Here is a 14,409-nt window from a genome sequence, read left to right as displayed (position 1 = left end):
ACTTTAAACCACTAGGTCTTGTGTTTATTCCTCAAACACTGTGGCACAAAAATTGCCCAGTTCAAATGGTCTATAAACATAAAAATAGATGACAAATGGAGCTATGCTAGCATGAGCGTATCAATTTCAACTCCTGGTCAAATTCAGGTGATTAAACGCACCGGAGATGTTGCCAGCTTTGACGCGGAAAAAATCTCTGTTGCCATTGGTAAAGCTTTCTTGGCTGTAGAAGGCCAGCAAAGCGCTGACTCAAGTCGTATTCACGATCGCATTGAACAACTGACAGAAATGGTCCTCAACACATTCAAACGTCGCTTGCCTTCAGGCGGAACCATTCACATTGAAGAAATCCAAGATCAGGTTGAACTTGCGCTTATGCGTACAGGCGAACAGAAAGTTGCGCGTGCCTATGTCATCTATCGCGAACAACGTGCTGAAGCTCGTAAGCAGCTGGGTGCAAACCATCATCCTACGCTTCAAGTCATGGATGCTGACGGTAAGCTTAAGCCACTCGATTTAAGTGCTTTGACTGCCACAGTGACCAAAGCTGCTGAAGGTTTAGAAGGTATTGATATACAGGCGATTGTCAACGAGACTGTCAAAAACCTGTATAACGGCGTGAAAGAGTCTGACATCTCAACCACAATGATGATGGCGACCCGTACCCGCATTGAGCAAGAGCCTAACTATACGTATGTGACTGCACGTTTACTACGTGATGATCTGGTAGCCACCGGTTTAGAGTTCTTGGGTCTTCCGACAGACACCAATGAAGGCGATGCGCTTGAAACTTTCCTGAAGAAAGGTATCGAGCTTGAGCTGCTTTCTCCAGAACTGTTGAACTTTGATCTGGCGAAACTGGCAGCAGCAATTCAACCAGAACGCTCAAATCAGTTTACTTACTTGGGCCTGCAAACTCTATTTGACCGTTACTTCATCCATTCAGATGGCGTACGTTTCGAACTTCCGCAATTGTTCTTTATGCGTGTTTCTATGGGCTTGTCACTCAATGAAGAAAACCGTGAAGATCGCGCGATTGAATTCTATAACTTATTGTCTAGCTTTGACTATATGGCATCAACGCCTACCTTGTTTAACTCAGGTACGTTACGTCCACAATTATCGAGCTGTTACTTGACCACCATTGATGATGATCTGTATGACATTTATGGCGCGATGCGTGATAACGCAATGCTGTCTAAATGGGCAGGCGGTTTAGGTAATGACTGGACGCCAGTGCGTGCCTTGAACTCATACATCAAAGGCACTAACGGTAAGTCTCAAGGTGTAGTTCCATTCCTGAAAGTAGCAAACGATACAGCTGTTGCGGTGAACCAGGGTGGTAAGCGTAAAGGTGCAGTCTGCGCATACCTTGAAACCTGGCACTTGGACATTGAAGAATTCCTGGAACTGCGTAAGAACACCGGTGATGACCGTCGTCGTACCCACGACATGAACACGGCGAACTGGGTTCCTGACCTGTTCATGCAACGTGTATTTGAAGATGCAGAATGGACTTTATTCACTCCTTCTGAAACGCCTGATCTGCATGATTTGACTGGTGCAGCATTCGCTGAGCGTTATGCTTACTACGAAAGCATTGCCAAAGAAACAAATATGCTGCACAAGAAAATCCGTGCAAAAGATTTGTGGCGCAAAATGCTGTCGATGCTGTTTGAAACCGGTCACCCATGGATCACTTTCAAAGACGTATGTAACCTGCGTTCACCACAACAGCATGTAGGTGTGGTTCACTCTTCTAACCTGTGTACTGAAATTACATTAAACACCAGCAAAGATGAAATTGCGGTATGTAACCTGGGTTCGATCAACCTGGTTCAGCATGTTCAAGGTGGGGTCTTAAATCGAGAGAAGCTTGCTCGCACGATTAAAACAGCCGTTCGTATGCTCGACAACGTAATTGACATCAACTACTACGCTGTTCCGCAAGCAAAAAATTCAAACCTGAAACACCGTCCAGTTGGTATGGGAATCATGGGCTTCCAGGATGCACTGTACGAAATGGGTATGGCTTACGGTTCTGATGAAGCGGTGAACTTCGCTGACGAATCGATGGAAGTGATTTCTTACTATGCCATTTCAACCTCAAGCGATTTGGCGGTTGAGCGTGGTACTTATGAAACCTTTAAGGGTTCATTATGGGATCAAGGCATCTTGCCGATCGATTCACTGGATCTGGTCGCAAAAACACGCCCAGAGCGCATGTTTGAAGTGGATCGCACGCAACGTCTGGATTGGGACAGCTTACGAGCCAAAGTTCAAAAAGACGGTATGCGTAACTCGAACGTGATGGCAATTGCTCCGACTGCTACGATTTCGAACATTTGTGGCGTGTCTCAGTCCATCGAGCCGACCTTCCAGAACTTATATGTGAAATCTAACCTGTCTGGCGAATTCACCGTGATCAACCCGTATCTGGTTCGTGCATTAAAAGAACGCGGTCTGTGGGATGCGGTCATGGTCAACGACCTGAAACATTTTGAAGGTTCGGTGCAGAAGATTTCTCGTATTCCAGAAGAACTGAAAGCAATCTTCGCAACTGCATTTGAAGTTGAGCCACGCTGGATCGTGGATGCTGCTTCTCGTCGTCAAAAATGGATCGACCAAGCGCAATCGCTGAACCTGTATATTTCAGGTGCAAATGGTAAGAAGCTGGACATTACCTATAAAATGGCGTGGTTACGTGGCCTAAAAACCACTTATTACCTACGTGCACTGGGTGCCACATCTGCTGAGAAATCAACGATTAATACAGGCACACTAAATGCTGTTAAAGCAACTGCGACTACAGCACCTGTTGCAGCAGCCGCTCCGGTGGTTGAAGCGCAAAAACCTGAAGCTCCTGCAGAGGAAGAAGGTTTTGCTCAAGCGGCTCCAGTACCACAAGCATGTTCAATTGACAATCCTGATTGTGAGGCTTGTCAGTAAGCTTTGCTTGACCTCCCCTAACCCCTCCTAAAAGGAGGGGGATCACAGCCCATAATTTGAGATGTGAAAAGCCCCTCTTTCTTAAAGAGGGGTTTTGGGGAGATTAAAAATTTTAGGCAATAAAAAAGCCCTCTACAGGCCGATCAAAACTCGTAGAAGGCTTTTCAATCTCGAAGTGATATCAAGATGGTCACGACGAGGCTGGCATATGTGAATGCGTGAGCAATTCTATCATTGAATTAGTTTATGAGCCAGTAAGAGTCATCTTGATTTTGTATCAGGAGTACTGAGCATGGCTAATAATCAAAAAGCAGCTCGCAGTGCTATCACTGGTCAATACGTAACTTTGGAATATGCAAAAAAGCATCCTAAAACTACGGTTGTTGAAACAGTGAAGCCAGTAAAATCATCTAAAAAATGATTTAAACATGAATCCTAGTTTCGGCTAGGATTCACAACTTAAAGTAAAAGGAAACCTCAATGTCCCCTATGACCCATAACTACATGTTAGGACTTGCGGCATTGCTAATTTCCTTTGCTATTACCTTTTACGCACCGATTGCTTATTTCTGGTTCAAAGTTCGCCAACAGCGTAAGCAAAATAAGTAGTGGGGATAGTGCTGCTGTATAAATTCACAGCATTCATCGACAAAACTTAATTTTGCTTACACAAATTAAGCGTATAGTAAGACATCTCAGCCAAGCTGAATGTCGCATAAAAGATATAAAGCAACGTAGAGAGAATTGATATGTCTATCCTAAGTTGGGACGATTTCGAAGATGATTCGCAAAAACCGGCTGCACCTGAACACCAGCCTACGCCCGTCGAGCCGCAAAAAGCGACTAATTCACAAGTGGTATCTGATGCAGGCAACACATCGCCGGATGTGGCAACTGCACAACCCGCTCCAGCCCCTCGAAGTACAGGATCAAATCCAGCCGATTCACTGGCAAAAGCATCTGCTTCCTTAAGCCAGCTGGATGTTGCACCAGGTCTTGAAGAGCTTGAGATGGGTGCAGAGCGTGTACAGGTTGACGACAAACGTATGATCAACTGCCGCGCCGACTTGAATCAGCTTGTTCCATTCAAATATGAATGGGCGTGGCAGAAATATCTGGATGGTTGTGCCAACCACTGGATGCCACAAGAAATTAACATGAACCATGATATTGCATTATGGAAGTCTGAAGATGGTCTGACTGAAGATGAACGTACTATCGTCATGCGTTCGCTTGGTTTCTTCTCGACTGCGGACTCACTGGTAGCCAATAACCTGGTACTGGCAATTTACCGCCATATTACCAACCCAGAATGCCGTCAGTACATCTTGCGTCAGTCGTTTGAAGAAGCGATTCATACCCATGCTTACCAGTACTGTATTGAATCTTTGGGTATGGATGAAGGCGAAGTCTTTAACATGTACCGTGAAGTTCCATCAGTGGCACGTAAAGCAGCGTGGGGGCTGAAGTATACCCAGTCTTTAAGTGATCCTACCTTTAAAACCGGTACACCTGAAAACGACCAGATTTTGCTTCGCAACCTGATTGCATTCTATTGCGTGCTGGAAGGGATTTTCTTCTACTGCGGTTTTAGCCAAATCTTGTCGATGGGTCGCCGTAACAAGATGAATGGTGTGGCTGAGCAGTTCCAGTATATCTTGCGTGATGAGTCGATGCATCTGAACTTCGGTATCGACATGATCAACCAGATCAAGATCGAGAACCCACACTTGTGGACAGCTGAGTTCCAGCAAGAAGTCATTCAGATGATTCTTGAAGGCACTATGCTTGAAATCGAATATGCACGTGACACCATGCCACGCGGTGTATTGGGTATGAATGCCAGCATGATGGAAGAATACCTGAAGTTCATCTGTAACCGTCGTTTGAGCCAGTTAGGCTTACCTGAACAGTTTACTGGGGTAAACAACCCATTCCAGTGGATGTCAGAGATGATGGATCTGCGTAAAGAGAAGAACTTCTTTGAAACGCGCGTCACGGATTACCAGACAGGTGGTGCGTTAAGCTGGTAAGGGAAAGATAAAAAATCCCGTCTCTATGACGGGATTTTTTATCACTACTCTTTTTAGTACACTCAACTCTTTCTCCACAAACGCCATTTTTTGCTCAACTTAAATACCCCTCTCACCCCCTAAATCATGCTTAAAAAAACCAGCTTCATTCCAACAAAATTTGGAATATCATTGTTAGCAAAGGCAAACCTCAGATCAATTAAAAAAATACAACAGACAAATAAGAGAAATTTTATGAATATAAAAAAACTCGCGACCATTCCTCTGCTCTTAATTGGAGAATATGCGATGGCTCTTCCTATTGTTCAAGTCAATTTTATATTTGCCACACCCCATGTTGAAGCCCAAAAATTTGATAACCCAAGCCAAATCAAAAAAGAAGTAGATATTTTAAATCGCTATTTTGTCACTGAGAAAAATCAACCCATTTTTAAATTCGAGTTAAATAAATACATTCCATATCAAAAATTCAAACAATTAAACTGCAAACTCAGCCATCTTTTAGAAAGCCCTAAACCTATGGAACGACCGGCACTTATTAAAATTTTCCGGCAGTGCTTTCCATCAAAGAGTAAAGAAGCTGAAATTTATATATTTATTTTTGATAGCTACAGCTCAAAATCAGGATTTAAAGCAGCAGATAGTTGGGGCTTTCATAACAATGGACGACCTATCATACTACTTGATTGGGAGCGACTAAATTACAACATTCAAGCTGCTCTCCCCCATGAAATGGGACATGCCTTTGGTTTACGTCATGTTTGTGTTAAAGGTGCAAAATTTAAAGACACCACTAACTTGATGGCAAGTAAAGGTGGCTGTGACGGCAGTGGTGGGCAACGTAATATAGGCTTTAATGATCAACAAATTCAGATCATTAAAGAACATTATCAAAAATTAAAGTCCCGCTAAACTAGAGAATTTTTTTCTCGAAATAATAGGGCCATTGCGCGCGGTTAATAGCATTAAAATCGATATCTCCATAATAATCAGCCACTTGATTAAAATCATCTAATTGTACAAAATCGGGTTGCCACATGGTTTCACGGTTATTAGATTGAATTGGCAATAGGCGTAGATTTAAACTATCTTTCTCAAAAATCAATTGTGCAATCATGCCAAATGGCAAAGCATCTGGATAACCATCATATTCACCATCACTATTAAAAATACCATTACCTAAACTATAAATAACGGTTGAATCTTGGATCGTTTCCATCGACTGTAAAGTATGAGCACCATGACCTAGAATCAAATCTGCCCCCTGTTGAACCAATCGGTTTGCGAGTATTTTTTGATAGGCTTGAGTCGGTAAGAAATCTACTCCCCAATGTGCCAACACCACAATAAAATGCGATGGATATTTTTGCTTTTCTAATGCAACTGCTTCATACAAAACACTTTCTAAGGTCGCAACACCAGAAGAAGAAGGTGTGGCATAAAATTTAAATATTTTTTCGTTAGTGGCTCGATGCCAATAGCCAGAATAAAAAGAAATAATACGACCATTAATCTGAATTCTCATGGGCGTGCATGCTTCAAACTCATTTTCTCCCACTCCTACATAATGTATTTGCGCATTTTGCAACGTTTTTAGTGTATGTGTGATACCTACTGCACCAAAGTCAGCAGTGTGGTTATTGGCTAAACATAAATAATGAATATTGGCTTTTTTAAGCGCATTGACTGTTGGTACATCCTGTGCACCCAATATAAATTTTTTCAATCCAACCAAGGGAGATTGAATTTGATTATTTACAAAACATGCTTCGTGATTGGCTAGATTAATATCGGCTGCATTTAAAAAAAACTTTAGTTTTTCAAAGCTATAGTCATAGCCATGATTCAATAGAGGATCAAATACTTTTCGTTTACGACGTCGCTCAGTGTAATATTCGCCTAAATAGGTATCACCAATAATATTTACAATGGCACGATCTTGCTTGAGGGTAGTCACTACATTTAAATCAGAAATAAGTCGATCCAGCCCTTCATGGCCCAATAAGTGCCGTTCAATCACAGAATCTTGTTGAAAACTACTCTCAATTCCCTGTGTAATGACAATCGTAAAATCAAATGATGTATGCTTTTGCCATGCTATGGAAATATTAAGAAAGCTGAAAAAGTAATTAACCTTGCCTTGATCGAGTAAAAATGTTGGGCTTAGAAAATTTCTAGCTTTATATGCAATTTTACCCAGCGTTAAAATTTGCAGATAAAAGGGATTAATTTGAGTCATTAATTCAGCGATTTTAAGCACATCATTTAAGGTATATTGCTGGATAAATTTTGAATTCTTTTTACCTGAAAGATTTTTGGCACTATTTGGACTTAAGTTATGTTTTTTTATTAACTCTTCAAAATAATGGCTCATGCGCTTTTGGGTCTTATTATAAACATGCTGAGCCAAAAGAAATAGAGAATCTACACCCGCTGTTACTTTGTAATGCATTAACACTTGTAATAAATTGACTTTATCATGTAATGCATAACCAACAACACCTCGCCCTCTTTCTTGGAGGGCCGTCTCTGTAATCTCGACGCTATCATCCAAACTTAACTTACGTTCATCTAATAACTTATAAACTACATAAAGCACCAAAAGTGGACCTAGCCCTTCATTTTGGTCAGAAAAATCGACGTGTTGGGGTTTGGAGTGCGGCAATAACGCACCATTTTTTTGTACTAAATAGTTATACATAACTCAACTCCAACAAATGATCTAACCATTTCTTTTTATAGTCATTCAAATCATATTTTTTCGCCGACTTAATCGCATGGGTTCTCATATGTGGGTTTAAGTAGCATTGCTCGATTGCAATAGCTAAGGCTTGAATATTTTCATTTTCAACTAAAACACCAGAAAGATTTTGTTCAATTAGTGCATTTGGACCATACTTAATATCGTAGGCCACTACAGGCGTTCCTACACTTAAACTATCCAAAATTCCAATACAGAAACCTTCTATTGTACTCGTCACAACAGAGACATGTGCATTTCGGATTTTGTCCGAGATATTGTGCACATAGCCTTTGAAATGTACATTCGTCTCTAAGTCGTGATCATCTACATATTTGCGAATTTCTTTTTCATATATAAAGTTATCTCTAGAGTCACCAAAACCATAAAGATCAAGCTGAATTTCAGGATACTTCTCTTTTAAAATTTCAACAGCCTGAATAATATGATGAAGTCTTTTTTCTACATAATATCGCCCTACAGAAATGACGTTGAAGGGGGATGCTACGGCATTGACAGTGAGTTCAGATTCTATGTGGGCAAATGTCGGAGGAATCACCCAAATTTTTAATTCTGAACCAAAACGTGCCCAAAGATCCTGCCGCTGTTGCTCTGTGGATACAATATAACCGTCAAATTTATTTGTTTCTGCTAAAGATATTTTGTAATTGGAGTTAATTCGCCCGTCTCCCATCTTCTGAGGATTACTGACATGCACGCTATGGAAAATCGAAATTAACTTAAATGCAGGAGACTTTAACTCCACTAAAATATGATTATAAAGTCTGTTTTTATCGACATAAAAAACAGGCTGCTTATAAAAGGTGATAATTTTTTGAAACCAATGCTTAATCCACTGATCACGATCTTGAAAAAAACAAGATGAACCATTGGATTCTTTTAGACTTAAATAACTAAGCTGATTATCTTGGGTGTAGTGCTCCTCTAAAACCACAATCCCCTGCTGATTATAGTAAAGACATGATTTGACTTGGTTTTTCTCTAAATAGATTTCTTTAGATAAATAGCCTGACTCCGTATACAAAGCTCGCTTGAATTTCGTTCTCGCTTTATCAAAATAATTAATGTATGAAATGTTCCCATTTGAGAAAAAGTGGATATAAAATAGGTAATTCCCATTTATATATACTTTTACATCTGTATTGGCATTGTTTTTTTCTAGGGTAACCTCTCCTACAATATGACTCAAATAATCTTCTAAAGTATTTGATCTCAAAGCAGCAAAAATTAAATATTGGTAATCGTCATATAAATTCAGAAAACTATCAGCCCGAATATGATGGATATTTAAATTCTTTAAATAATTGGCGTTGTAATTTAAGGTTACAATCTTATGCGCTAAACCACAGCTATCAAAAACATGTTTTCTTTTTAAAATCGCATGCTCAATACCGGTTAGCTTTTCCCCAATTCCTGCACTTAGAAAAAAGAACATTATCAACCTCTAAATAAAATAATTTAAATAAGCCACATACCCAGATAAATTATGTTCCTGATCATCGATACGTGTTCTAAAACGATCATGCCTTACATAAAACGCATTAAGAATTTTTTCAGGCTTAGCCATATACATTGCTATTTCAGGATAAAAGTACCCTGTTGCTCTTTGAAATTCGACTCGTAATTCTATTAAGTCTTTTAGTTCATCGAATTTAGCCATATTAACTAAATCGGTAAATCCTTGCTCTTTTAATCGCACCACCATCTTATATGCAGACATCATCATTTCTAAAAATGTTGCATATGCTGTTTTACGATTTTTAATAAAATCCATGTGTTTTAAATAGTTATTTAAACCAAATTCAAAATACTTTTTTTCTGGGCAAATCTTAGTTAATTCATTGGTACAATAACTTAACCAATGATCATGATACTTATCATATTTTTTAGTAATAAAATGCTCAAACATTAATTTAACAGTTTCAAGCAAAATTGGATTTTGATTAACTTGATAGAGTCTAAGTAGACCTAAAGCAGCTTCCCCATCATAATAAACAATTCTGAACTTTTCTTTGACTGCAAGTGATGGGAAACTTAATACATGAGTCGTCTCCCCTTTACCATCAATCATAAAGCGAATGCCTTCAGCAAGCATTTCGGCATACTTTTGGTATTTGGAGTCGCCAATAATTTCCTGATATTTAGCAAACATAAAAATTGCAGCGGCATTTGAACCTAATTTAATTTCTAGATCAGGTTCATTACCATCAATCATAAAGGCTTTTCCATCTACCTCTTTATATAAATGATCAATGGCATACTGCATAGCAGTTCTAATTTTTGGTAGATATGCTTCATTATAATTGACTTCAAGTGTTTCAAGTAAGGCATATATGGCAGTACAGTGACGGACTGTATTATAACTTTTAATTTCCCGGTTATAGGCAGGGAAATAGCCATAAACCAGCCTCCCACTCTCTAAAATTTCATTATGTAAAAACTTGGCATTATTTAAAACAAGTTCTTTTATATGTTCTTTTTTATTACCCTTTAATACACGTATACCATTTTCTGGACCCGTAGATATTAAATCAATCAACTGGTTATTTTCAAAAAAAACAGCTTGTGTATCAAATACCCAGACTTTTTCAATTTTATTTAGTGAATAATTTGCCTTAACATTGGTATATTTTTTTCTAATAGCATCATTTAAATTTTTTTCATCAAAAAAATTGGGTTCATTATATACAACCCCTCGAATAATTGCTTTTGCATAAATCTCTTGCTCCAAAAAGCAAATACTCAAATTTTCATCAAAAGCAATTCCTTTTCGATAATGATTATTATGTTTTTGCTCACTTACTTCTTTAACAAGATCTGTCCATTTTCTTTCTTCAATATTTTTTGCAAAGTCAAACTTTAAAAATTCAGGAAGCCGGTTATTCTTTTCATATAATTTATCGATAAAATTCAGAGTTCTTTTAACTACTTTATCGTAATTTTTATCCGCCGTATTCCAAACACGACAGCGTATACTTTTATCTCCATATGAAAAAAATACACTATAAAAATCTTGCTGATTCTCTCTTAATGAGAATAACCAATCTGTTAGTTTTATTTTAAATTCCTGCAGATCACTATATTTAGATATAGCCATATTGCTCTCATATTTAACCCTATTAATCAGCCTTATTGTATATTATTTAATATTTCATTTACAGGTATATAACGCTTATAAAAAGTAATATTAAAGAATATATAATAAAAAAAGAGGATCTCTAGAGACCCTCTTTTTCATTACTCAGATAAAACTTAATTAAAATAAATGACCGTTATTAATTAAGTCATCTAACAATGTATCTGTCTTCTCCACCCCAACCAAAGTTAAGAATGATTCTGACTGATAGCTAGTACCAGCTGTACCGTCGCGGTCAATATTCAAGACGACATTACCTTCTGCATCTTCAGTTAATGTAATAGCATCAGCAAGTGTTGTGCCTTCACTCAGTAAATCACTTACCTCAATCTTATCACCCTCTTCCATACTGAAGTCACTCCAAACATCGTGACCATTACCGCCAACATTATCGTCAGCTAATAGGTCGAAGATGACGGTGTCACCGCCTGTTCCCATAGTAAAGCTATCATTACCTGCTGAACTATCCACACTATCAGCATGTTCAGATGCAGTTACGGTTTTGCCAACATTGATTTCTAGGATCGCTGTTTCGATTGTTCCTACTTTAGAAGTCGTCTCATAGACAAACTTTTCAATGCCGTATACACCACCTTTAGGGGTATAAGTGTAACTACCGTCTTTTCCAATAACCAATGTACCGTAATTACCTTCAACTGTAATAGTTTGAGCACCTTGATTAGGATCATTGACAAAAACAACTTTGTTGCCAAAGCTCAACGTATCAAGTATTTGAATACCTTCATCATTGGCAAACAGAGCACCTTTGATTTCTGGTAATTCAGTTGTTACGTACTCTTCAGAGTGAATGATCTCATCTGTCACAAAATGGATACTCTCTAAGTTACCATTTTGCGCAGTAATATCTAACTTATACTTTCCTTCAGGCAAATTGTCTAAGGTAAACTCAAGCGCTCCATCCTTCCCTCTTGCCGCTTCAACACGATCAGAATATATCTTTCCTGTTGTCGCATTCGTTAATGTATAAGTCAGAACAAGATAACTACCTAGAGGACCTATAATAGTTGGACTACCAGTAATTTTGAGTGTTACGCCTGCATCTAAATCATGTTTCGCTACGTCAAATTCTTTGGTATAAGATTTTCCATAGTCACCGATTTTATCTACTTCGTTATACTCAATCTTCGACACCTTGTTCGTTTCAGACACAGATACAATATCAAAGTCATCCTCAGCAGAATGCGTACCCACTTTAATATTCAGGTACTCAACAGTAGTTTTACCATTTTCATCCTGCATCACCAATTTAAAGCGATCAACTTCACCATAAGGTGGTTTCCAGTCGAGAGGAGCATTGTCTGGTTTTTCAACAGTATAGGTATAGGTTCCATCAGAAGAAATCACCAACGTACCATATTCACCCTGAATGACTGTTTCTTTACCAACTTTTAGATCCTCACCATCTACTTTCAATAAAATGGTTGAATCTTGTGGCGTTGCATCGCCCTCTACAGTTCCAGTGAATTTGGTTGGACTTCCATAATCATAAACTGTTTCATGATCGACATATAATCCAGCACCGGTTAGTAATCCCAGACCTCCAGAGCTCTGTAACAGTGCTTTATATTCACCTTCACCAAACTGTAAAGTCAATTGTTCAGATTTTCCACCTAAAAAAGCAGCCATAAACCAGTCTTTTTCAAGATGAACTTGATTATAGTTGCCTGTTGCAGGATCTAATTTATAGATAAAGAGATCATAGCCAACGCCTAAAGCTACGCCGCCCGCACTACCATGGAATGTTAGCTCTTTAACTTCGTTTTCACCAACATTAAACTCCATTGCACCAGCACCACCTAAGGCTTCTGCACTTAAAACAGGTTCTAACAAACCTATATCAATCACTTTAAAGCCGACAACATCTGCAATAGAGCTGTTATCAGAATCAAATGCAATGATAGGATCTACATCTAGAATAACCGTATTATCAATTTCAATACGATCCTCTTTTGCTGTCAGATCTAATTCAAAAGTTAATTCAGCTTCAGAGACTTTTCCTGATGGCGAAGTAACGCGATAAGTAAATACATCTTTTTCACCATAGCCGCGGAAATCTTCATTTACAGTATAAGTATAAGAACCATCCGCTTTAACAGTCAGGGTACCGTACTTACCTTCAATCTGAATTTCACCGCTAGTGGAAGTACTTACCCATTCGCCATCTTCTGCTTTAATTTCGGTAACGGTACTACCCGCTGGTACCTCATCACTACCATACTCAGAATCATCATCTGTAATCATATTTCCTTGAGCAGAACCAGAAATACTTTCAGCATTGGCATAATCCAAAACGACATCTTTAGTAAAGTTGAGACCATATCCAGTTAATGCTTGGATACCTTCACCACCAGCCATCACAAACATCCATTTCCCTTCTGTCAAAGTGAAATCTGTTTCTTTTGACTTTCCTCCAAGTAAATAAGAAATAACCCAGTTCTCTGTAACTGATTGTTGTTCCCACTGCCCTGTACTTTCGTTAAGTTTATAAACATACAGATCCATCGTGGCAAGGACTTGAATACCACCAGCATCACCATACATAGTGACTTCACGAACCTGGTCTTTACCTACTTCAAGTTGAACTGAATTTTTTATAACATCAGCCAATACATCCAAGCCCAGTACAGGTCCAAGCCCTACATTTGCAACAGTAAAGCCCTTCTTGTTTAAATCACTCGGAGTTTGGTTTTCTTCTCTAGAAGGTGTGGCATCCAAGATTACGTCAACATTATTATCTACCGCCCCAAAGATCTCATCAACACCAACAATGATATCGACTGGTGCTGATTCATTACCTGCTTCATCTGTGGCAGTGACTTTAAGCTCGCTTCCGCGCTCTAATGCCGGACTAAACTCATAAGTTACATCACCATTCGCATCCGCTTTAATCTCTATTGGATTACCGTTGCTATCTAGCATTGGATTACCTTCAGAATCATAAAGTTTTACAGTTGCATTCGGCTCCGTTTTCACAGTTAAAACAGAATAACTATCATCAATCGCAACTTCAGGTGCATCTGGCGCGATCGTATCTTTATTACCGGTAACTTCTGTAGATTCAGATGTATTACCAGCCTGATCTTTCGCAGTGACATCGACGACCTCACCATCCGTTACCGGACGCTTAAGCTCAATAGCAAAGTCACCATTTTCATCTGCAGTACCCGTACCAATAACGTTACCATTTTTGTCGGTTACATCTACAGTTGAACCAGCTTCCGCTTTACCGCTAACAGTTAAACCATCTTCACCGATTACAACATCGGTTGGGACTGCAGGTGCAATGGTGTCTTTCTCGCCCGTGATTTCTACAGGCTCAGACTCATTACCAGCTTCATCTTTTGCAATAACGTCAGCAGTGTTGCCATCAGTTAAGGCAGGATTGACTGGAACAACAAAGTCACCATTTTCATCTACTGTACCTGTACCAAGGATGTTGCCATCTTTGTCAGTCACTACAATTTCTGAACCTGGTTCACCTTTACCTGTCACTTCCGTACCATCTTCAT

At 39.0% G+C, this 14,409-nt stretch carries 8 protein-coding genes; 4 read left to right on the top strand and 4 right to left on the bottom strand.

The features are described from left to right. Window positions 1-111 precede the first annotated feature (111 nt). From E2K52_RS02515 to E2K52_RS02505, 4 genes are all read left to right on the top strand, one after another. On the top strand, window positions 112-2,949 hold the full coding sequence (locus tag E2K52_RS02515; RefSeq protein WP_151203430.1) for a ribonucleoside-diphosphate reductase subunit alpha: 2,838 nt from the start codon (window positions 112-114) through the stop codon (window positions 2,947-2,949). 292 nt (window positions 2,950-3,241) lie between these two features. Continuing rightward, window positions 3,242-3,370: a hypothetical protein gene (locus E2K52_RS15565; protein WP_264765935.1), complete on the top strand. Its 129-nt coding sequence runs from the start codon at window positions 3,242-3,244 to the stop codon at window positions 3,368-3,370. 328 nt (window positions 3,371-3,698) lie between these two features. Beyond that, window positions 3,699-4,982, top strand: coding sequence for a ribonucleotide-diphosphate reductase subunit beta (locus tag E2K52_RS02510; protein WP_151203429.1), 1,284 nt, complete (start codon window positions 3,699-3,701; stop codon window positions 4,980-4,982). A gap of 234 nt (window positions 4,983-5,216) precedes the next feature. Next, window positions 5,217-5,894: a metalloprotease gene (locus tag E2K52_RS02505; RefSeq protein ID WP_151203428.1), complete on the top strand. Its 678-nt coding sequence runs from the start codon at window positions 5,217-5,219 to the stop codon at window positions 5,892-5,894. Between the two features lies 1 nt (window position 5,895). On the opposite strand, the gene E2K52_RS02500 is transcribed toward E2K52_RS02505, so the two are convergent. From E2K52_RS02500 to E2K52_RS02485, 4 genes are all read right to left on the bottom strand, one after another. Further along, entirely contained in the window at window positions 5,896-7,683 is a 1,788-nt protein-coding gene (locus E2K52_RS02500) for a CapA family protein (RefSeq protein ID WP_151203427.1), read from the bottom strand. Next, window positions 7,676-9,178, bottom strand: coding sequence for a glycosyltransferase (locus E2K52_RS02495; RefSeq protein ID WP_151203426.1), 1,503 nt, complete (start codon window positions 9,176-9,178; stop codon window positions 7,676-7,678). The genes E2K52_RS02500 and E2K52_RS02495 overlap by 8 nt, the downstream gene beginning before the upstream one ends. A 9-nt stretch (window positions 9,179-9,187) precedes the next feature. Next, window positions 9,188-10,840 carry a poly alpha-glucosyltransferase gene (locus E2K52_RS02490; protein WP_151203425.1) on the bottom strand — a complete coding sequence of 551 codons (1,653 nt, stop codon included), beginning with the start codon at window positions 10,838-10,840 and terminating at the stop codon, window positions 9,188-9,190. 159 nt (window positions 10,841-10,999) lie between these two features. Then, a partial coding sequence (locus E2K52_RS02485) for a BapA/Bap/LapF family large adhesin (protein WP_151203424.1) occupies window positions 11,000-14,409 on the bottom strand: 3,410 nt, incomplete at its 5' end.

This window comes from Acinetobacter sp. RF14B (assembly GCF_006864105.1).
GTDB lineage: Bacteria > Pseudomonadota > Gammaproteobacteria > Pseudomonadales > Moraxellaceae > Acinetobacter > Acinetobacter lwoffii_C.
Note: the sequence above shows the minus strand (reverse complement) of the source record. Positions and strands in the feature narration are given on the sequence as shown.